General features: G+C 46.8%; 21 protein-coding genes and 3 tRNA genes. 1 reads left to right on the plus strand and 23 read right to left on the minus strand.

The window, feature by feature from the left end:
• Window positions 1-234: 234 nt before the first annotated feature.
• From DESYODRAFT_RS24095 to DESYODRAFT_RS24160, 14 genes are all read right to left on the minus strand, one after another.
• A complete protein-coding gene (locus DESYODRAFT_RS24095) occupies window positions 235-1212 on the minus strand; it encodes a hydantoinase/oxoprolinase family protein (RefSeq protein WP_042339098.1) in 978 nt (325 codons plus the stop codon).
• 56 nt (window positions 1213-1268) lie between these two features.
• Window positions 1269-1511: a hydantoinase/oxoprolinase N-terminal domain-containing protein gene (locus tag DESYODRAFT_RS24100; protein WP_042339100.1), complete on the minus strand. Its 243-nt coding sequence runs from the start codon at window positions 1509-1511 to the stop codon at window positions 1269-1271.
• A gap of 244 nt (window positions 1512-1755) precedes the next feature.
• Window positions 1756-1831: transfer RNA gene (locus DESYODRAFT_RS24105), tRNA-His, on the minus strand.
• 17 nt (window positions 1832-1848) lie between these two features.
• Window positions 1849-1925, minus strand: a tRNA-Arg gene (locus DESYODRAFT_RS24110).
• 61 nt (window positions 1926-1986) lie between these two features.
• A tRNA-Pro gene (locus tag DESYODRAFT_RS24115) sits at window positions 1987-2063 on the minus strand.
• 112 nt (window positions 2064-2175) lie between these two features.
• Complete coding sequence (locus DESYODRAFT_RS24120; protein ID WP_007787069.1) at window positions 2176-2775, minus strand: XTP/dITP diphosphatase; 600 nt, start codon at window positions 2773-2775, stop codon at window positions 2176-2178.
• Window positions 2772-3497 (minus strand): ribonuclease PH, encoded by a 726-nt coding sequence (rph, locus tag DESYODRAFT_RS24125; RefSeq protein ID WP_007787070.1) that lies wholly within the window; start codon window positions 3495-3497, stop codon window positions 2772-2774. Before rph ends, DESYODRAFT_RS24120 begins: the two co-directional genes overlap by 4 nt.
• Window positions 3498-3589: 92 nt before the next feature.
• Window positions 3590-4516, minus strand: coding sequence for a hypothetical protein (locus DESYODRAFT_RS24130; RefSeq protein WP_042340079.1), 927 nt, complete (start codon window positions 4514-4516; stop codon window positions 3590-3592).
• Window positions 4517-4598: 82 nt separating this feature from the next.
• Window positions 4599-5285: a heparan-alpha-glucosaminide N-acetyltransferase gene (locus tag DESYODRAFT_RS24135; protein WP_007787073.1), complete on the minus strand. Its 687-nt coding sequence runs from the start codon at window positions 5283-5285 to the stop codon at window positions 4599-4601.
• Window positions 5282-5929 (minus strand): O-methyltransferase, encoded by a 648-nt coding sequence (locus DESYODRAFT_RS24140; RefSeq protein ID WP_007787074.1) that lies wholly within the window; start codon window positions 5927-5929, stop codon window positions 5282-5284. The genes DESYODRAFT_RS24135 and DESYODRAFT_RS24140 overlap by 4 nt, the downstream gene beginning before the upstream one ends.
• 119 nt (window positions 5930-6048) lie before the next feature.
• A complete protein-coding gene (locus DESYODRAFT_RS24145) occupies window positions 6049-7272 on the minus strand; it encodes an HD domain-containing phosphohydrolase (RefSeq protein WP_007787075.1) in 1224 nt (407 codons plus the stop codon).
• Between the two features lie 155 nt (window positions 7273-7427).
• Window positions 7428-8651 carry an HD-GYP domain-containing protein gene (locus tag DESYODRAFT_RS24150; protein WP_007787076.1) on the minus strand — a complete coding sequence of 408 codons (1224 nt, stop codon included), beginning with the start codon at window positions 8649-8651 and terminating at the stop codon, window positions 7428-7430.
• A 14-nt stretch (window positions 8652-8665) separates the two neighbouring features.
• Entirely contained in the window at window positions 8666-9913 is a 1248-nt protein-coding gene (locus DESYODRAFT_RS24155) for a globin-coupled sensor protein (protein ID WP_007787077.1), read from the minus strand.
• Window positions 9914-10284: 371 nt separating this feature from the next.
• Complete coding sequence (locus tag DESYODRAFT_RS24160) at window positions 10285-10497, minus strand: hypothetical protein (protein ID WP_007787079.1); 213 nt, start codon at window positions 10495-10497, stop codon at window positions 10285-10287.
• Window positions 10498-10807: 310 nt separating this feature from the next.
• Here DESYODRAFT_RS24160 and DESYODRAFT_RS24165 point away from each other — a divergent pair, with 310 nt between their 5' ends.
• Window positions 10808-12190 (plus strand): methyl-accepting chemotaxis protein, encoded by a 1383-nt coding sequence (locus DESYODRAFT_RS24165; protein WP_007787080.1) that lies wholly within the window; start codon window positions 10808-10810, stop codon window positions 12188-12190.
• Between the two features lie 118 nt (window positions 12191-12308).
• Here the strand turns inward: DESYODRAFT_RS24165 and DESYODRAFT_RS24170 are convergent, their stop codons facing one another.
• From DESYODRAFT_RS24170 to DESYODRAFT_RS24210, 9 genes are all read right to left on the minus strand, one after another.
• The gene (locus tag DESYODRAFT_RS24170; protein ID WP_007787081.1) at window positions 12309-12866 is read right to left on the minus strand and encodes a Fe-S-containing hydro-lyase; all 558 of its coding nucleotides are present in this window, start codon (window positions 12864-12866) and stop codon (window positions 12309-12311) included.
• Window positions 12863-13723 (minus strand): fumarate hydratase, encoded by an 861-nt coding sequence (locus tag DESYODRAFT_RS24175; RefSeq protein WP_007787082.1) that lies wholly within the window; start codon window positions 13721-13723, stop codon window positions 12863-12865. The genes DESYODRAFT_RS24170 and DESYODRAFT_RS24175 overlap by 4 nt, the downstream gene beginning before the upstream one ends.
• A 135-nt stretch (window positions 13724-13858) precedes the next feature.
• Window positions 13859-15247 carry a citrate lyase holo-[acyl-carrier protein] synthase gene (citX, locus tag DESYODRAFT_RS24180; RefSeq protein WP_007787083.1) on the minus strand — a complete coding sequence of 463 codons (1389 nt, stop codon included), beginning with the start codon at window positions 15245-15247 and terminating at the stop codon, window positions 13859-13861.
• A gap of 3 nt (window positions 15248-15250) precedes the next feature.
• On the minus strand, window positions 15251-16315 hold the full coding sequence (gene citC, locus DESYODRAFT_RS24185; RefSeq protein ID WP_007787084.1) for a [citrate (pro-3S)-lyase] ligase: 1065 nt from the start codon (window positions 16313-16315) through the stop codon (window positions 15251-15253).
• A gap of 55 nt (window positions 16316-16370) precedes the next feature.
• The gene (gene citF / locus DESYODRAFT_RS24190; protein ID WP_007787085.1) at window positions 16371-17909 is read right to left on the minus strand and encodes a citrate lyase subunit alpha; all 1539 of its coding nucleotides are present in this window, start codon (window positions 17907-17909) and stop codon (window positions 16371-16373) included.
• Window positions 17906-18799, minus strand: coding sequence for an HpcH/HpaI aldolase/citrate lyase family protein (locus tag DESYODRAFT_RS24195; protein WP_007787086.1), 894 nt, complete (start codon window positions 18797-18799; stop codon window positions 17906-17908). Before DESYODRAFT_RS24195 ends, citF begins: the two co-directional genes overlap by 4 nt.
• A 155-nt stretch (window positions 18800-18954) precedes the next feature.
• The gene (citD, locus tag DESYODRAFT_RS24200; RefSeq protein ID WP_042340087.1) at window positions 18955-19218 is read right to left on the minus strand and encodes a citrate lyase acyl carrier protein; all 264 of its coding nucleotides are present in this window, start codon (window positions 19216-19218) and stop codon (window positions 18955-18957) included.
• Window positions 19219-19389: 171 nt separating this feature from the next.
• Window positions 19390-20019 carry a carbonic anhydrase gene (locus DESYODRAFT_RS24205; RefSeq protein ID WP_007787088.1) on the minus strand — a complete coding sequence of 210 codons (630 nt, stop codon included), beginning with the start codon at window positions 20017-20019 and terminating at the stop codon, window positions 19390-19392.
• A 442-nt stretch (window positions 20020-20461) separates the two neighbouring features.
• Window positions 20462-21259: an acyl-CoA dehydratase activase gene (locus tag DESYODRAFT_RS24210; RefSeq protein ID WP_007787089.1), complete on the minus strand. Its 798-nt coding sequence runs from the start codon at window positions 21257-21259 to the stop codon at window positions 20462-20464.
• Window positions 21260-21316: the final 57 nt, after the last annotated feature.

A 21316-nucleotide genomic window follows, 5' to 3' on the forward strand; every position in this document is an offset into this window, starting at 1 on the left:
GCCCTACACAGTATCATTACGAACCCAAAACAATTTTTGAGGGGGGTCTAAAGAAACTAATAGATCTATTGTTGAACATTAAACTAAAGCCATTTATAATTCCGGTTCGTTATTTCGCTAAATTATAGATTAAAGGGGTTAAACAAATTAAAGGTGATTCTAAAAAACAAAAAACACCGGGAATAAATTCCCGATGCAAAATTTGGGTGAAACACATCAAAGAGACCTTTCAGCTCAGTTGCCTTGACAGTAGCCCGAGGCAATTATTTCGATAAACTCTTCAATGAATACCGTGCCGAAATCGGTTTCGCTCTTCACTTTATCTTGGTTTACCGTGACCTCAGGGGCCATGATACCCGCTTGCCTGGCATTTTCCAAGACGATTTCTTTTCCCTTTACCAGGACTTTTTTAAGAGCTTCTTCATAATCCATAAATTTTTCATATCCCCAAGGGGCATGAACTGTAAAGCCGGGTTTGATCAGGGCCGTGACCTTTTCACTCACTTTTCCCATCGCAGCCCCGATAGCACAAGCGACTTCACTGTGTTCAGGGATGATCACCTGAGTCCCCAGCAGGTCGCCCACTGCCGGCAAATAGCCTTCAACAGGAGCGCCGATGGCCACAATAGGGTAATTTAAACGGATTGGCACCTGGATATCTGAATCTTGGTTAGACCGTTTGAAAAAGGGCTCCAGGAAAAACTTCAGGTTGGGATCGTTTACATCGAGGAAATAGCCTTGTTTGGCAGAGACACTTTGTAAGATGGACAGCGCCAAGGATTGAGTCATATTCTCCAGGCAAAGTGTGAGAAAGGTCTCCTGAGGGCAGCCATACGTATTGGCGAGGACCCTGGCTCCTTCCCGGGCAGCTTCTCTATTCCATTTTTTCAGACGTCCAAGACAATGAAGAGCATCGGTTGGAGTAAAGGATATTCGTCCAATAATCCCCGCCTGCTCAAGAGATTTCAGGGCAAAAGGACTTACATATTTCCCAAGTCGTTGTTTAATAATCAGAACATTATGGGGTCCGTCTGCCAGGGCTTCGAGGACTAACTGTTCATCACGGCTTAAGCTCTCCAACGTCTGAGGTGGCTTAATGATCTTCCAGCAATCTAAGGTTTGACTTTTAAAGATTCTCTCCGTGCTGAGTGTTTCAGATCTCCGAATCTGGCTGATTTCCTCAACTAACTTCGGATAGGTTGTTCCAACCACACTTAAGGGAATGACACGCGTTGGGCCAATTTTCAGCTGTCCTTTCGCCGGAATAGTTATGTAACTATCTCCACCAAGGCCAAAGGTACTGATCCCCGCAGTATCAATATGAGTTTTCCAGCCGGCGACGATGGCCCCATCTTCATTCCTAAGTTATCAATGCATTCCCGAATCCCAATCGTCAGATCTTGCCGGGTTGTGAAAGCTTTCGCTTTTTTGACGACAGTCCTGCCCTCGAAATCTAAGAGCACTCCATCTGTGTATGTACCTCCGGTATCAATGCCTAGGACATAAGGCACTGGTTTCACGCTCCCTTCAGACATGGTTTAATCCTGAATCTATAGCTCTGATTCATTAAATCCCAATAGTTGAGCAATTCAATTCAAAATAATTTCGTTTCATATAAAGAAAACTTGGCTGGCACCCCAAGACACTGTCTTCGCACGGGTTAAACCTTCATGCAGTATATAACGCAAGTTTATACTTTCTAAAATAGTAAAACAAAAACACCGGGAATAAATTCCCGGTGTATCGTTTGCGTTATGGGGTGGGTGATGGGGTTTGAACCCACGAATGCCGGAACCACAACCCGGTGCGTTAACCACTTCGCCACACCCACCATACGGTTTGTAATATTGGTGCGCCTGGAGAGACTCGAACCCCCGACAACCTGCTTAGAAGGCAGATGCTCTATCCAACTGAGCTACAGGCGCAGTTTCAAGGATACGATTTTTTCACCCAGGTTACCAACTACAAGGAAAGCTGGGATCTAAATGGTCGGGGCAGAGGGATTCGAACCCCCGGCCTCCTGCTCCCAAGGCAGGCGCGCTACCAAGCTGCGCTATACCCCGTCCGTTTGGTGACTTGATTAGTATAGCTCATCTTTTCCTATTCGTCAAGGGAAAGCAAAGAAAAAATTAAGTGGAAAATTCACCACATTTATGTGGTTACTTCTAAGGTATCTTAGCTTTGACGTTTAAGGCCTTGAAGAATCGGAATCGCCTGGCGAAAGGCTTGCGCGCGATGACTGAGCTTATTCTTCTCAGCCAGAGTTAGTTCGGCCATTGTCCGTGCATACTCCGGCACAAAAAAGAGCGGGTCATAACCGAATCCAGCCGATCCACGCCGTTCTGTTAAGATTTGTCCTTCGACAGTCCCCTCGGTGAGATATTCTTCTCCCGCAGGGGTTGCCACAACTAAGGCACAACGAAAACGAGCCTGCCTTTTGTCCTCCGGGACGATTTCCAATAATTGCAGCAGCTTGTCATTATTTCGTTCATCATTTTTCGGCTCACCTGCAAAACGAGCAGAATAAACCCCCGGCGCACCATTTAAGGCATCAACTTCTAACCCGGAATCATCCGCCAGGGCAATTAACCCTGTTTTCTTAACCGCTTCCCTAGCTTTAAGGGCAGCATTCTCCGCGAAGGTTTCACCATTCTCCTCGACGTCTTCCCAGTCCTCGATATCATTCAGGGATAAAACTTCAATAGTTTCATCCGCCAGGAGGTCCTGAAGTTCCCGAAGTTTCCCTTGGTTTTGGGTCGCAAGGATTATTTTCATGATGTCCTCTCCAAGGAAGATTTCTGCACTTCCATTAAGGAGCGAATTCCCTGCTCAGCAAGTTCCAGGAAGCGATCTAAATCTGTACGATCGAAAGGAATATCTTCGGCCGTTCCTTGAATTTCCACAAACTTACCCGCACCTGTCATGACAACGTTCATATCGACTTCTGCTTGAGAGTCTTCTTCATATTCTAAATCCAGAACCACATTTCCCCGGACCTTGCCTACAGAAACTGCGGCCAGGGTATCTTGAACCGGGTTTGTTCGAACAAGTTTCTTCTCCATCAGGAACTGAATTGCATCAATCATAGCTACATAAGCACCTGTAATCGCTGCCGTACGGGTTCCTCCGTCCGCCTGGAGGACATCGCAGTCCAGCCAGATGGTACGCTCACCAAGCTTTTTTAAATCAACGACTGAACGTAAGGCCCGGCCAATCAAACGCTGAATTTCCATTGTCCGTCCAGTAAGCTTGCCTTTACTTGCCTCACGCTGAGTCCGGGTTTGAGTTGCCCGCGGAATCATAGCATACTCGGCGGTCACCCATCCCTTGCCTGACCCTTTCTGAAATGGAGGTACTTTTTCTTCCACACTGGCTGTACACAAAACCCTGGTTTGTCCGATCTCTATGAGAACTGAGCCCTCCGGTATGTTTGTAAACTGCCGTGAAATTTTTACAGGACGTAATTCATTAGTTGCCCGGCCATTTGAACGTTCCATCTTGATAACCTTACCTTTCTTTTATAACCATCTTTTTCAAAATTTAGTTTACCAGAATCGACAGTGAAACACCAATGACTGGCAATGACCCGCTAAATATTAGCATTCCGCCCACCGAATAAATCAAGTGAACGAGCCGGCGTCATTTCCTCCCCGACAATTCCGGCGATCGTATAGAGCTGGGCGATAGGATCAAAGCGGAATTCCTTCAGCAAGTGAAACCCTTTAATCTCACTTGAACGCCGGATGTGAATACGAGGACCTGTGCATGGATAAAGGATTTCTCCCACTCGTATGTGATCATCACTGGCAAAACAGATGGGTAAATCCGCTCTGATTAAATCCAGAACCCGCTGCTCCACTAAATCCAAGTCGATGTCCGGTTTTTCCGGAAACTCCAAGACGAAACCATGCTTAATATCGCTATGCACCTCAGGCCTTGCCAAACCCATTTCCTCCAGAATCATGGAGGTAATGTCCTCGGCACTGTGGGCCATGCGCCGATACTTTATTGAATCGAAAACAATATCTGCAATACTCTGTGGTTCCGGGCCGAATACAGTCGGCCGGGTTACAATCACTTCTTCCCCTACCCCGATCAAAACTTCGGCATTGACCCCAAGCTGAGGATAGACCAGGTCAAAGTGCTCGACAACAACCCGGTGTCCTTTGCTGATCGCTTTATTAATAGCTTCAGCGATTTTCCACGGTTGAGTAAAAGCGGATTCGAAGCGGACATCCAAATGATAAGTATGATAGCGGAAATGCCCGCGGTCTGCATCCTCCATTAAAGGCAAGGGCCGGATATTGATTCCATCATCATCATTGGTGAGTTCCAGCCCCGGAAACATACCCCGGATCAGCAAGGACTTCCCGGCCCCCGCATCTCCCACAAACCCGATCAGCTTATCCTCCGGGCTCAAATAACGCTGAGAAATATTGGTTCCTAAAAAAAGAAGACGCTTCTTCCCACGGGGAGCAAAGTAAACCGCTTGCATTAAATGTTCATGAACAAACATAGCCAAAGCTATAGCCACCTCTCTGTATTATCTCACATTTACCCTTACAATAATACCCAGATGATATTTCTGCCGGAAAAAGTCAGGAAAATCTTATACCAAAGATAATGAGAAGTATGATGGGCTGATGAACCAGATAAATCGCTAACGAATTCCTGCTCAACCAGAGGACAGGCTTAAAGTTCAGCCGAAATGCCAACAAAGGTTCCGACCTCTGAGCGTAAAAATACCGATATGCCAGAATCCCCAGGAAGGTCACGCTTATGTACGGAAAAAGGGGATAATAATCCATGGAGCCAAACTCTTTATACATTAGGCCAAAGGGCAGCAATAAACTTGTTTCAAGCACAAATCCTTTAAACCAAAACCCCAGCAAGGCGGAAGCGCCTGCAAGGGCCCACAGCATTCGCGAAGATAAAGAGGATATGAAGGCCGATAAGATCATAGTTACACCAAGGAAATGCAAAATTCCAAAACGAACATACATGTCTTTCATGGCTAGGTAGGTTACTGCTGTGATTACCATTCCATAAGACAATACCTTTACCCCCCGTTTCACCGGGGATCTGCTGAAGCCGCCGGCGAGCCCGGAAATGAAGATAAAGAGCAGAGCTGAAGTCTTTCCTATCACAAACCAAAAAGGATCCTGATAGTTGATATTGATTCCGGCAAATTCTCTTAAATCATAGACCAGATGGAAAAGCACCATCAGCACAATCGCTATAGCCCTCAGTACATCAATTTCTCCGTAACGCCCTTCAGATCTCATAGGCCGATCCGCCGGCTAATCGACACTCCGTCCCCGAAGGGCAAAACCGTCGTAGAAAAGCTTGAATTCCGGGCAAGGTCCTCAAGGAATTGGCGCAAACCACCCACCATGCGGTCATATTTAGGAGCAAAAGTGCTTCCCGGAACCACCCAGCCGCGGAAGAGCACATTATCTACAACCAACAGGCCCCCCGGTGCAATTAAGGGATAAATCAGACTTAGATACTCCAGGTATTCTCCTTTTGCGGCGTCGATAAAGACAAAGTCAAAGGATGAATCAAGTGTGGTCAGGATTTTACGGGCATCCCCTTCCAGCGCCGTGACTTGATCACTTAACTGAGCGCGTTCTATATATTCCCGGGCCCGAGCCAAACGATCTTTGTTCATATCAATGGTGGTAACGTGCCCGCCGGTCTCTTGCGCTGCACGCGCCAGCCAGATCGTCGAATATCCAATGGCCGTCCCGATTTCCAGAACAGCCTGCGCATTAGATGTCTGGACAAGCAAGTTAAGAAAGTTCCCAACCATAGGCGTCACGACTGGGATCGTTTCTTTAAGAGCTTGTTCTTCCATTTCACTGAGCAGCGGATCCCGTTCACCCAATAAGCTTTCCAGATAGCGCTCCATTTCAAAGGGGTAAAACAAGGTCAATCTCCCTTTCTTTCCAGTTGATTCCCAATAGTTTGGTTTTCCTTTAACTTTATCACAAATAGTTTTAGAATGCTAAACAATAGGGCACAGGACACGGCAAGGCCAATAAAATCTCAGGCAAGCAGCCCTTTGGCCAGGGCAACCAAACCCGGGTCAAACACGGTCCCGGCCCTTTTCTCAATTAGAGCCAATGCTGCCTCTGAACTCATCGCCCGGCGATAGGGGCGGTCTTCAATCAAGGCCGCATAAACATCGGCGATCGCCATCAAACGAGAGCCCTCATTCAGATCTTTCCCCGCCAAGGCAAAGGGATATCCTCCGCCATTTAAGAATTCATGATGATGAGCGGCCCATTCCACCAAACGTGTCGGAAAGCCAGCCTCTATCAGTAAGCGGTGAGTATAGTAGGTATGGGTTCGAATTATTTCGATTTCATCGGGTTCGAGCGGGCTTTGTTTGTCTAAGATATTTTTCGGTATAGCCAGCTTGCCTAAATCATGCAGCAAACCTGCCACATAGATTTCGTGTAGCCGGTCATCTTCCCAGCCAAGCTCCCGGGCCAATCCTTCTGCGATCTCGGCCACTAAACGAGAATGACGCGCCGTAAACTCACTTTTTTGGTCAATTAGATCGGCAAATGTCGCCGCCAAATTATCCGTAAATCCCTTTTCCAGTTCACGGGCCGCAGGGAGCTGCCATTGTCCGAACAAAAGCCCCAAAGCAATCTGAAGCAAATCCTTTTGTTCAATATCCAGCCAAAATGCCTCTTTTTGAGCGACTCGTTTGAACGCCGCAGCAACTTCCGGGTAAAATAATCTCCCGGTTTCCGCCGTGACCCACTCCAAAATCTCGTCTCTCTCCCGCCGGCTGCACAGCCTCCGCTTCAACCTAAGATCAATTCGATCCGCTAGGGACAAAATCCGGGCCATTAACGGAACTTCATCGGCAGGGGCACCCAAGACAGCGTACCGGGGATCAGGCGTTTCATGGTGATATTTAATCGCAGGGGCGAGAATTTCCCCGGCCGGAAATCGCTCGACGATTGAGGCTCCCGTATAACAATGCTTCTCCCGGATACGCGAATCACCATGATATTCACAGAAACAGCCGAGCGCTCCGATATCATGCAGCAGCCCTGCAACCGTCATATGAACTAAAGCTCCTTTTCTGAATCCCAGTAAACGTCCCACACGCATGGCAATATAAGCGACACGTTCTCCATGCCGCTCTCCTAATGAATACTGCAAGCCTCTTTCGATTTCCTCGTCAACCAAACCAAGATCGAGCGCACGGGAAAAGCTCCACATCTGCCGGATGTAGAAAGCGTCTTCAAACAATTTCCATTCCTCCAACTTCAATGAAATCTATAACCTTTGCTGAGAATATAGTGCCTTCGCAGGTGTGGAAAAACGGCAGCAGGGACGATTCCCGTTCCTGTTGCCGTTAATTGAATAAATATACTTCTTTTAGAACAGGGAACCTGTCCATTCCCCTATACCAGCGTCCGTTTTGCCAGATCAATTAAACCCGGGTCTAACATGGTTCCTGCCCCGCGTTGGATTAGGGCCAGGGCCTCACCGGTACTCATCGCTCCCCGATATGGACGGTCCTCGGTTAAGGCAGCAAAAATATCGGCTATGGCCATCAATCGGGCGCCCTCATCAAGGTCTTTATCTCCTAAGGCAAAAGGATACCCTCTGCCGTCAAGACGTTCATGATGATGAGCGGCCCATTCTACCATGCGCGTAGGAAAGCCGGCCTCTGTCAACAGGCGGTGTGTGTAGTATGTATGCGTTCGGATTATTTCAACCTCGGCAGAATTAAGGGGTCCCGGTTTATCCAGAATTTTCCTGGGCACAGAGAGTTTACCCAAGTCATGAAGCAAACCTGCCACATAAATTTCGTGCAGCCGGTCATCTTCCCAGCCAAGCCCCCGGGCCAGATGTTCAACGGTTTCAGCCACAGACCGGGAGTGACGGGCCGTAAATTTACTTTTCTGGTCAATTAAATCAGCGAAGGTTGCCGCCAGATCGTCGGTAAATCCGCTTTCTAACTCCCGCGCCGATGGGAGCTGCCACTGTCCGCACAGAAGCCCTAAAGCAATCTGAAGCAAATCGGGCTGTTCAATATCCAGCCAAAACGCCTCTTTTTGAGCTGCTTCTTTAAAGGCTGCTGCAACTTCCGGATAAAACAGCGTTCCGGTTTCCATGGTGACCCATTCCAGAATCTCCTCCCTCTCCCGGCGGCTGGATAATCTCCGCTTCAAGCGAAGATCGATTTGATCGGCTAAGGACAGAATACGAGCTATTAATGGGACTTCTTCGGCAGGGGCACCCAAGGCACTCCGGCTGGGATCAGGAGTTTCATGGTGATATTGAATTGCGGGGGCAAGAATTGCTCCATCAGGGAAACGCTTGACTATGGTTGCTCCCGTAGTGCAATGTTTTTCAAGAATACGCGGAGCTCCTTTATAATCAGTAAAATTACCCAGCGCGCCAATGTCATGCAGCAATCCGGCAACCGTGACATGAACCAGGGTTTCCTTGCTCAGACCGAGAGCCCGTCCCAGACGCATGGCAATATAAGCAACACGTTCTCCATGCCGCTCTCCCAATGAAATCTGCAAACCTCTTTCAACTTCCTCATCAATTAAACCCAAATCCAGGGCTCGGGAAAAACTCCACATCTGCCGAATATAAAAAGCATCTCCAGCCAAGGTTTATTCCTCCCCTACTCCCGCAATCCCATTTGGGCCAGAGATGTAGCCGAATTGGCTACATCCTCAGATGCTGACCCTATTTGGCCGGCCGTCAAGGATAAGGCATCAATCTGTTGGGCAATTCCTCGAACTTGTTGGATACTGGCATCTATTGCGGCCATAATCTCTCCAAAGCGGTTCACCACTTCCCGGGCTTCCGCTGCCGCACCCTGCATAGCCTCAGTTGTTTGGGCAATCGAGTAGTTCACCGCAACTGTATTTTGCTTCGTAATCGTAATCAGTTCGCTGATTTCTTTAACCGACTGCCCGGAATGGCTGGCCAGCTTCTTCACTTCTTCTGCCACCACTCCGAAACCTCTTCCGCTGTCTCCGGCACGGGCAGCTTCGATGGCCGCATTTAGGGCCAGGAGATTGGTTTGGGCGGCAATTTCTTTGATCACATCCGTGACCGAAGCTATACGCCCGGAGCTTCTATCAAGCTCCGCCATTTTTCCTTGCATCTCCGAGGTCATACCGGCTAAGTTCAGCATCGTCTCTGAGATCATTTGAATCCTTCGTGCACCCTCTTGAGCTAAAGCATCTACTTGCCGGGAGAATTCAGCGGCCTCAGAAGCATTGCCCGATATTTGAGCAGTCGCCTCATTCATCTCTGCCGCAGAGGCTGCCGTTTCTTCTGATGTTGCAGCCAGTGCCTGACTGGCTTCACTAACCCTGCGCTGCAAGCTGTCAATCTCAGTTAAGGCCCTCTCTAATTCAGCTTTTTTATCGATTTCCGTCATATAGGATTGAATATAACTAGCCATGACGACTTGCTGGTCCAGGCTTAAAAGCCTCTGAACTGCCAAACCGGCACGAACAGCCTGGTCTGGCTTTCTGCGATAGTGTTTGAAAATCCTGGGTATAATTTCATCGCAAAAGAACTGGTTAGCACTCAGATAATAAAATGGCGGCAAGTCAATCCTCTTATGAACCTCCCCGATCTTAACACGCCACTGGATAAACTCTTCATCAATTTTATCCGGGAAGAGTGAAAATAAGTACTTTTTCATAGTAACTTTCAGCTTTTCCACTGAGGAAAAGCGATCAATGATTGCCTTAAGATCTGGAAAAGCAGTTACATGCGCATAAAAATTCCGGATGATTTCCTCAGCATCCCGCTCAATGACTGGTCGAACCTCTTTAAGCAGGGCCAACTGCCCCTCATCCATCCTCAGTAATTTAACAGCCTCATCTAAGCTAAACTGATGCAGTTGAATCAATAACCTTCATCCTCTCTTATTAGCATCATTGCCTATCACACTACACCCAATTTCCCTGTCGTTATCTGTAACCCGCTCTTTTCCTTCCGGATAAAATTCCTAAGGCAGCAAGCACCACATTTACCGTACAATAAAAGTCATGCTCATCCTTGGCACAATGATCACAGATACAGCCCTATTTGAAATAATTCTTAATCTATAGTTCGATACTATAGTTCTATAATGTGCCAATGAAATCCTGCACAAATTATTAAAACTTTACCATTCTGTTGCCGCTTTAGTAAGATGATGCGTGAGTCCCGGCCATTACTGGAGCGCATAAAAAGAGAGCCGGCGGCTCTCTTTTTATGCGCTCTAGTTACTATGGATCTCTAGCCTGCACGACGTCTGGTAACTTGACGGGATAAGGGAAGTTGAAAAGACTCGGATTTCGTTTCTAATCGCACCACGGTCCCATCCGACAATACCTCGTAAATCTTTACAACCCCATCCCCTTTCGTCCATTCATGGCAGCACTCTCTGCAATAATAACGTTCACGGCCAATGCGGCCAATATCACGCGCTTCACACAGCGGGCAGTTCATCTTACAGCAACTCCTATCAAGGATATTTAGGATATCCTTATTATACCTCACAATCCAGTTGTTTTTCCTTAAGAAATTGTGAAGCTTTTGTGTCTATTTACACTTAATATTTATTACTTTCCAGACATTCAGGCCGAGTAGAATCCTGTCCATTCTTGATGAATAATAAAAAATATTTTTTCTTAAAGGCAGATATAGGCAGGATTTAAAGATTTTTAAAAGAAAATTGTATAATGTATATCCTTTTTTTCAAAACCCTTACACTATTCTGACTTTAATTATTTTTTATAAAAAGAAAGGCGGCGAATCAGTGTTTACATTTAAACGGAATTCTGAGAATAACTCTACTCAGACTTCTCTTGATCTGGACGAGCTAAACAAATTAACAGAATGTCTGAAAAACTGTGATCTCAGCAAACCATTTGAGCTAGGGCTTTCTCCCTCCAGCTCCCTTTCCGGTGTCGTTAAGGTTATTAACGAAATCATCGAAGCTCGACAAGATGCAGCCGCCCGTACTATGCTCGATATTAATGGAGCGGTTGGGAAAATGACAGGTATGACCTCCATCCGGGAAATGCTGCAAAGAATTCAGGAACAGACACCTCAGATTGCCAATATGTCTGCACAGGCTGAAGAAATGGGCGCAGCCGCCAATGAAACAGCCTCCTCCGCTTCCAATGCCGCATCCTTTGTCGAACAATCTTTAAGTATGGCAACCTCCGGGGCGGATAAGATTCAACAAGCCGTTGGTTTTGTGGAAAACTCCTTTACCCAATTTGAGCAAGTAAGCAAACAAGTGCAGGATGTTTTGGATTCTATGGGCGAAATTGAACAAATTGTCGGTGTTATTGCCGGAGTTGCGGATCAGACAAACCTTTTAGCCTTAAATGCAGCCATCGAGGCCGCTCGGGCCGGGGAGCAAGGAAGAGGGTTTTCAGTTGTTGCAGATGAGGTACGCAAGTTAGCAGAGCACACCAAGACTTCCGTAACAGATATCAGGCAAAAGATCGACGATCTCAGCCATAATTCAAAGCGCACGGCGGAAGATATTCTCTCTCTCTCCCATATGATGAGCCAGGGAAAGTCGGTCATGCAAGGAGCCGGGCAAGAAGTTGAGCAAATCCTCCAACATGTAGTTACGATTTCACAAGATATCCAGCGTATTGCCTCCGGGAGTCAGGAACAGAGCGCCGTTGTCGAAGAGTTCGCGCAAATTATCAGTTCTATCAGCGAGTCCGCCAATAAAACCGAACGCGTCGCCCATCAAACCGGTGAAGGAATTTATGCGATCAGCCAACAACTGGGAGAACTTCGGACCAAACAAATTTCGAGCGTCCCAGCCATTAATACTCACCAGGCCTTAGAGCTTTCCAAGACTGACCACCTCCTCTGGACCTGGCGAATCTATAATATGCTCTTAGGATATGAACATATTGATCCAAACAGCGTAGGAACTCACCACGACTGCCGTTTAGGAAAATGGGCAGATGGACCGGAAACTAAAGCACTGCATCAAAATCCAACCTTCTCAAAACTTGCCTCTCCTCACGAACGCGTTCACGAACTCGCGCGCCAAGCCGCCTTTGCTTATAATCAAGGCAATATCCATCAGGCCAGCAGTCTTTTGGCTGAGATGTCTGAAGCATCCCAGGAAGTCGTAAAAATTCTTGAAGAATTACAGGATCTTATTTAGTTAGAGGATATTCATTCATCAGTGGTGCCGCACAGCGGCATGGGAGTCTGATAATAGAACAAAAGGGTCTGCACCAAACTTGTAAATAAGTTTGGTGCAGACCCTTTCCTATGTTTTTCTAAGCTCTTCTGTATTGGGCTTTACCAATTTCATAAAGATTATTTCCTTCATGATCAATGATCACCATCACCGGGAAATCTTTGACGACCAAACGTCGTACCGCTTCCGGTCCCAGCTCCGGATAAGCAATAACTTCGGCTGAAACAATCCGTTTGGCAATGAGGGCGCCTGCTCCGCCGATTGCCCCAAAGTAGACGGCCCCGTATGTCTTCATGGCGTCAATCACCTCCGGAGCACGAAGTCCTTTGCCGATCATGCCTGTTAATCCTTTGGCAATCAGCTTTGGGGAATAGGCATCCATTCGCCCGCTGGTTGTTGGCCCGGCTGAACCGATCACCTGCCCTTCCTTGGCTGGTGTCGGCCCGACAAAATAGATGATTTGTTCATTCATTTCAAAAGGAAGGTCTTCCCCCCGCTCAAGAGCCTCAAGCATTTTCTTATGAGCAGCATCCCGCCCGGTATAAATTACGCCGTTAATCAGAACATTGTCCCCGACTTTCAGAGCTTTAAGCTTCTCTTGGGTAAGCGGGGTTTCTATGCGGATAACCTCACTCATTTGCCTTCCCTCCCTTGCAGCGTGATTTCCTTGTGACGTGTTGCATGACAATTAATGTTCACCGCAACCGGCATTCCGGCAATATGGGTGGGATATACCTCCAAATTGACCGCCAGGGCAGTTGTAAGTCCTCCAAAACCTTGAGGACCAATTCCTAACCGATTAATGCGGTCTAATAACTCTTCCTCAATTTTAGCCAGCCGCTCCTCAGGATTATGGTTTCCCACTTCCCGCAATAAGGCCTTTTTAGCCAAGAACGTCGCTTTTTCCATGGTTCCGCCTATACCAACGCCGACAATAATGGGAGGACATGGGTTTCCACCCGCCCGGTCAACCGTGTCCACGACAAATTGCATGGCACCCTCAAGGCCCTCAGATGGTTTGCACATTTTAAGGCCTCCCATATTCTCACTGCCAAAACCTTTGGGTGCCACAACCAAATGCAGAGCGTCTCCGGGGACAATATCATAATGAATCACCGCCGGTGTATTATCCCCCGTATTGACCCGCTCAAAGGGATCTTTCACAACGGATTTGCGCAAATATCCTTTATCATAACCACGGCGTACTCCCTCATTAATTGCCTCAGTGAGACTCCCGCCGACGACATGCAGGTCCTGACCGATACTTACAAAAAGGACCGCCATTCCAGTGTCCTGACACATTGGAACCTGTTCCGTCCGGGCTATTTCAGCATTCTCAATCAGCCGTTCCAGCACCTCCCGGCCTAAGGGTGAAGGCTCATCCTTCAAAGCTTGGTGAAACCCTGTCATGATATCCGAACCCAAGTTATAATTGGCGTCAATACAGAGCTTTTCAACGGCTGAACTAATTTCTTCCGCCATTATTTCTTTCATTGGCTGCCTCCTATCCAAGTTTGTTTTCTAATTCCTTTGAACTCCTTACTCTGCACGGAGCAGGTATTCCGAATATTCTTACAGGTTGTTCTCATTTTACTCCACTGCCAACCTCAGAACAAGGCATTCGAAATTCTATATCTTGGAAACATTCTTACTTTCCATATATTCTTCTAATAAATACAGAAAAACCGTTACCCCTAATAAATCCGCACTGCCTCCGGGACTGATATTACGTTTGCAGAAATCCTCGTTCATAGCTTCGATCCCTTTCAGCCCTTGAAGAGTCTTTACGCCCCCGATGGAAAGAATATAGCCGGCCTTATCCTGAACTTCCTTTAATGTCTCAAAGGAATGCCGATGCAGAATAGTTGAATCCTCGCAATGCTGCATAATAGCGAGAAGGGTTTGGATTAACCTGGAATTTTGGCTTAACCCTTGATTTTCTTTGTAAAACCCCAGCGAAAAATCGAACACCGTGGGCAGTCCTCTCTCAACCTCTCCTCGTATTCCTTCAACCTTATGGTTTAAGAACAGTCTCTCTCCATGGGTCAGCGCGAAAACATCCACCTGTTCTCCTATTCTGAACCCGCTGTATCTTGACCTCAGCTCTCTCTCGACCAAACCCTTGGTCATCTCTTTAATCAGACCTTGTAAGGACGAGAAGTTTAAGCCGCTGTAGAGTGCTTTTCCTCCGGCGGCACAGCAAATACCCAGTAAAAAAAACATTCCCTTACAGGTATTTACGCCTGAGGTTTTTTGAAGCATTTGCTGTTCACCCACTTGTCCGATTCGCCTTATTTCCAGGAAAATATCCTCCGGGGACTTTGGGGAAAACCCGGCCTTTGCACAATGTATTAAGGGTTTTATCAGAGAAGCGGCACTATCCAGGAACGTAAAGTAATCCATATCTTGATGAGCACCCCTGGATTCTTTGGATACCAGCCCGGGAGACGGACTGCAGGAGACCTCGTAGAGCATGGCTTGAACCGCAAGACCAGCTATATCCAGTGAGTAGGTTTCCTTCTTATAATTCTGATAGGTATCCTTAATGTATTGAATGACCTCAGACTCCCTATGCCGTCTTGACCTTACACAATGATGAGCATCCTCAGCACACAGATAGCATTTCCGGCTTGGATATCCGAGTTCTTGCCGGCTTAAGCTTTTGCCCAAAGAATCATAGACATCAATATCTAAACATCGTCCCAGACTATGGTCTTCCTCCAGGCCAATGGCTATCTTTTTCAAACTGGCAGCTTCTTGATTGACCGCCGCGTAGAAAATTGGTCCTTCTGCGCCTTGAAGCACACTCTTGCTCCAAATCTTATTCTGCAGCAGAGTGCAAATTACCGGTGTCATGTCCTTTATGAGGTTAACCGTTAGATCATTGGTTTTCTTCAGTCCCGGATAATTGACTCTCATCACTAAGAGCGGGGTATTATAACGTTTCAAAAGGCTTTCAATGAGCGCAGCCCTTTTCTCCCTGGCTTCCAGGAGATCCCCGGCAGTATATTCCTTCATCGTTCAGTGCGGAGAATCACTTCTTTTTATTTTCTCCGCAATCTCCCTTCCCTGGCATGTCTTTAAAAATTCTAAGGTAACTTCCGGCAGAAGACCGCTTAGATCAGGAATCGTCTCCTTCTTCAGCAGGCTTCTGACCAGCGAAGCACTGATCGCCGTCTCACCAAAAGCCTTTCTCTTAATTTCAATCAGTTCAACCCCATAGGCAGGCAGCACCCTTTTTAAGGTCTCATTATAGACCTTCGTAGCCGGACAATAGGGTTCCTCTCCCACATATCTCTTCATGATGTTAAAGGCTTTACCAAAATACTTCCCGAAAATGGAGGAATCTAAGTCTGCATAAACCTTTAGTCTTTCCCCCTCTTCCCTTAGAAAGTAAGAAGGAAAGGTAGTGGCTGAGATCATATACTCCCCACTTGGCAGGACCTTAACATTCTTCAAATGTGCAGCTCCCCGGGAAACCAGTTCAAGCCTGGTTGCAAAGGGAAAGAGTGATTTATCCTCCTCAACAATGAACACCAGAAGCTCTGCATTATCTTTAGAAGCTTCTTCAATTAAGAATTGATGGCCGAGGGTGAATGGATTACAGTTCATTACCAAAGCCGCCTTTTCCCCATCCCCAATCCCATAATTCCTTTTCATTTCCTCTAACGCCTGACGGATATGATAAGCTCCATTTTCTAAAAGTGCGGCTTCCCCATTGCAATGGATCAGTTTGAAATTTAACGATGAAAAGATAGGAACCTGGGCGGGCTTGGTAAATACAAAAAAATGGCAGATCCCTTGACGAAAGAGTTTATCGATTAAAGCGGAAACCAAGGCAGAGGCTATTCCCTCCCCCCTCAGTTCATCTTTAACCGCAAAACACTTTAGAACATTTTTTGCCGTCGAACAGGTTGCGACAATAGCAGAACCTTGCGCCGACGGATTCCACGCCCCGTCTCTTATGACGAGCGTATAGTCCGCATCCTGATCCAGGACTAAGCCAAACTCCCGGAGAAAGGCGTCTACCTCTTCCCTTTCGTTCCGATTCCTGAGATTTACCTTTTCCATATGAGCGCCGTACATACTTATTCTCTCCTTGCTTCCCCTTAATAGGACTTTGCGTCAAAGACGCAAAGGTCTACTTCACCTTCCTCACAACATCAATAACACTGCCATCCCGATACTCTACGACAGCGACAATCTCATCAGAGGGTTCAATAGCCTTCGGAATCCCGGTGATTGTTTCGGCCAATCCCTTCAATTCCTTGATCGTCATCAGGGGAAGCTTTGTCCTTCTTAATCTCTCAAGCAAATCGGTTCGTTGCGGATTGACAGCGATTCCCCGTTCTGTAACCAAAACATCAACACTTTCTCCCGGGGTTGTAACTGTCATCACCTTATCTTTGATGATGGGGAGTCTGGCCTTCATTAAATTCGTTACCACAATTGCCAGCTTAGACCCTGCGGCTGTATCGCTGTGCCCGCCGGAGCCGCCCATGATGACTCCATCCGAGCCTGTTGTAACATTTACATTAAAGTCTGTGTCGATTTCAGTCGCTCCCAGAATCATGATATCCAGATGGTTAACGACTGCTCCTTTAGTATGAGGGTTGCCGTACATAGAAGCCGACATGAATTGGTGGGCCGGATTGTCTCTATAAGACTGTATGGCTTTTAAGTCAAAGCATTGGACATCAAAGAGAGTTCTAAAAAGCCCTTCTTCCAGCATTTCTACAAGATATCCTGTAATTCCGCCGGAAGCGAAACTGCCAACCACTCCTTCCTGCCGCATGATCGTTTTCAGCTCCGCTGCCACCGCCAGAGAGGTTCCGCCTGCTCCGGTCTGAAAGGACATTCCTTCCCGGACTAAACCGGAGGCTTTAATCACTTCAGCTGCTCTTTTGGCGATAATCAGCGCTACCGGATCCCTGGTGATTTTTGTAGTCCCTGAAACAATACCCTTAGGGTCCCCGATAGAGTCAACCTCCACCACGTAATCTATGAAAACCTGGCTGATTTCAATAGGGCAGGCGGGGTAGGGCACTAAATTATCCGTAATAGCGATGGTTCTATCGGCATACTCCGCATCCGCTGCCGCGTAGCCTAAGGACCCACAAGCAGACTTACCATAAATCCCATTAATATTTCCGTAAGTATCCGCCGTAGGTGCCGCCAGAAAGGCGACATCGATATGCAGATCTCCGCTTTCTATAGCCCTTGCTCGTCCGCCATGGGTTTGCATGACCGCCGGTTTCTTCAATTTACCCTTGGATACAGCTTCCGCTACAGGACCGGACATATAATTTGTAACCAGACCGGTTACCACTCCCTTTTCCATATGCTCAACCAGGGGAGCATGAACCGGGAAAATCGAGCTAGCCGCAACAGTCAGGTCCTTAATCCCTCTTGCGGCCAAGCTTTCCATAACCTTATTTAAGATAAAATCTCCATTTCTTAAATGATGGTGAAAGGAAATCGTCATTCCATCGGTGATGCCTAGTTTATCTAAAGCTTCATCCAGACCGGGCAGAACCTTTTCATGATTAGGGATTACACTGGTCAGCTTTGCTGCGGTCCGGGTTTTCGTCCCCACATCACTAAAGGCCCCTTGAAAAGGCTTAACCGGCCCATAACCCTGGATATAATCGGGAATTTCTCTGCCTGATATACTTGTCATCTTGCTACTACCTCGTCACTGATAAGTCCCAGTCTGATGCCCTGACCGACCATGCAGGTTGCTCTCTGGATGACCGGAGCATCGATCATTTTTCCATCCAGGGAGCAGCATCCTTTGCCTTCCTTTTCCGCTTCCTCCATAGCATCCAATATTCTCAAAGCCTGTTTTAGCTCGGCTTTTGTGGGGGCGAAGACGGAATGAATCGTCTCAATCTGTCTTGGATTAATCGCCGCTTTACCGGTTAGACCCAAACCCTTTGCTTTAGCCGTATCCTTTTCCAGACCTTCATAATCGTTGATGTCTGTAAACGGAGTATCGATAGCATCCACCTTTAAAGCCCGGCACACGGTTGCTACTTTATTACGGGCATAAAAGATTTCTTGTCCCTCTTTGGTGCGTTCTATGCCCAGATCCGCCGTCAAATCTTCTCCTCCCAGCAGCACCCCAACCACTCGGCTGGAGGCCTTAATGATGTTATAAACATTTTCCAGACCCAGCGCGGTTTCTATCAGCGCCATGATTTTAATGCTCCCGGTCGTAAATCCTTCTTCTTTTTCTATTTTGTCGAGCAGTTGGGCCACCAGGCCAATACCTTCTTCATTGGCTTTAGGAATCAATAAGGTGTCCGGTTTTACCCGGGCAATCATCTCCACATCCTGAGGTCCAAATTCCGTATCTAAGGGATTTACTCTAACCACCACTTCCACCTGTGAGTAATCGATGGCTTTAATCCCTTCCCGGACTAATATTCGGGCACTATCTTTCTCCGTCAGACTTACTGCATCCTCTAAATCTAAAATGATGGAATCTGCTCCGAGGATCCCTGCATTTTGAAGCATTCCCGGGTTATTTCCCGGCATAAATAACATCGTTCTTCTCAACGTTTCCACATTTAAACCACCTTAAGTAAGATACTTTATAATACTTCATTCTATAGCTTAACCCTGCCGTTTACACCAGAAACAACTTAACTTTGAATCTCACTATAGCATTTAACCTATTGCAATCGGTTTATTATGCTTGGCAATTCATTTTGACAATTATGTTAAATCGCTCTGCTAATCGCAGTTTCGACCCGGGCGGCTATGGTATAATCTAAAGCTCCCTTGTCCTGGGCCTTAATCCATATGCCCTCAACGCCCATTTCCCGCACCTTATGTAAAATCACTTGCTCGATGACATCCCCGAATTGCTTCATAACGATACTTTCAAGTTCGAGTTCGATTTTTCCGCCCTCATTAGGCCGAACCATTATCAAAATATCATTCGACTCCAGGGTCCCCGCTTTAGCCGCTTTCGTTATGTTTATGTTCATGTTCATACTCACCTCAAATTCTAAGGATTGTTGGGGGCAGCCTATTTAGCCTGCCCAAAAAATATTCCGAACTCTCGTCATTATATCAAATGACAAGGGTTCGGAATACTCTGCGGATCGCGTGATGCGAGCCTTTTCTAATATTTTCTGAATTTAGTCAGATAATTAGTTAGATAATTCAAAGGCTCCATTTTCATAGTTAAAAATAAAAACCTCTCCCGTTTCAATCATGTAATAGAAGCCATATATATTCAGCTCTTTTTTTAGATACTTCTCTTTAATATAAGGGTAGGTTAAGAGATGTTTAATTTGTTCCAGTATGTTTATTTGCTCGGTTAACCATTCCTTCATGTATTTGTCGTTTTCGTCTTTTAAATGGATCATAACCCTCTTCTTAACATTCTCCGCCAATTCAAGCCATTTTTTAGTATCTGGCAGCGTATTGAGAATATCCTCGGAGTAATAAATTGCCGCACACCCTCCACAATTAGAGTGGCCGCAGACAACAATATTTTCTACTTTCAGAGCCTTAACAGCATACTCAATCGCAGAGGTCGTCGCTACATATTCCTGATGGGTTTCCCGATAAGGGGGAACAAGGTTGGCGACATTTCGAACCACAAACAATTCTCCCGGTAAGGATTTCGTGATCATTTCCGGCATGACACGCGAATCGGAGCAGGCAATGAATAACGTATGGGGTTCCTGTTTTCGTTTTAATTTGCTAAACAGCGTTTTATGCTTTTCATAATCCTCTTGTCGAAATTTAATCAGCCCATCCAGTAATCTCTGCATATGAGTCGACCTCCAAAAAATTTCTGCATAATTCTTAATTTGTTACATCTTGCACTAACTCAATTATAAGGCCTCTTTACTGAAAATGGGAGTCTTTTTTAAGGGTTTGTTATTATGTTTTCTTATTATGGTGATTTTATTTCCAAATCTCTTTCTTACTTATCGTGGTTTTTTATATCTATCTTTATAGAAATCTCTCTTTTCCCAGCTCTTTGCCTTATCCGGTTATTTCCCTCAGGCATGATAAGTTCCACATTATAAAGGTTAGGATATTGCCATCATTAACACCTCTTATGTTAATTACTGGCAAGTCCGGCGGGTATACCTGAAATCTCTTGATTGCTCAACCTGCACAACACCGCGCCGCGCGCTGGGAGCGCGCGCCTCAGGGATTAGGCTTCCTGTTTGAGGATGGACAGCGTCTTATGACAAAATCCTTCGTTCAGTCTTGAGCCGCGTAGGCGCAGCATCCGATAGCTCCATTGAACTGGGGCTCCTGAGGTATCACGATCCTTCGGCCTGACCCCTTCTCCAAAAGCCTGCCTACTGCACGATTGTGCGCAACACCGCCGGTAAAGACAATGACCTCTCCCGGGAATGAACGCAAAAGCGGCAAAATCCGTTTGACAATGGTTGTGTTAACCCCAGCCGCCAGTTCAGCCAGCGGAAACCCTTCGACAATTTTACCGATCAGCTCACTTTCACCGAACACGGCGCATGTAGAATTCAGCTCCACGGGAGCATCGGTATATCCCCCCAGCTCCTGGAGAGGCAGATCAAGGATCGTCGCCATATTCTCCAAATAACGTCCGGAAGAAGCCGCACACTTATCGTTGGTCAAAAAGTCGATCATTCTGCCCTTGCGGACTTGAATAATTTTACTGTCCTGCCCGCCCAGATCAACCAAGGTAAAATCCTTGAGACCCGTCTGATAAATCGCACCCAAAACATGGGCCTTAAGCTCAGGAATCGCCTCACCGCCGGCTAATTCCAAGGTGTTGCGGCCATATCCTGTGGAAATTAAGCTGTCGACTGCAGGTAAGCCCAGAGCCTCGAAATTTACGGCTAGTTTATCTCCCTGCTTTCGTCCGTACTCCCGGTAGAAACGGATGGTATCCAGACTCTCCAGCCGCAGGATTTCCAGACCCCCATCCTCTCCCTCCGCCTTTCGCCCCATGAGAGCAATTTTCACACTCCGGCTCCCCAGATCAATCCCGCAAATGGTTTGTTGTCCTGACATGATATCCCAATCCTTCCGATCTTGTTTCCTTTATTGCTGCCTTCACACTAAAGACCT

The sequence above is a fragment of the Desulfosporosinus youngiae DSM 17734 genome (assembly GCF_000244895.1).
In the GTDB taxonomy this organism is placed as follows: domain Bacteria; phylum Bacillota; class Desulfitobacteriia; order Desulfitobacteriales; family Desulfitobacteriaceae; genus Desulfosporosinus; species Desulfosporosinus youngiae.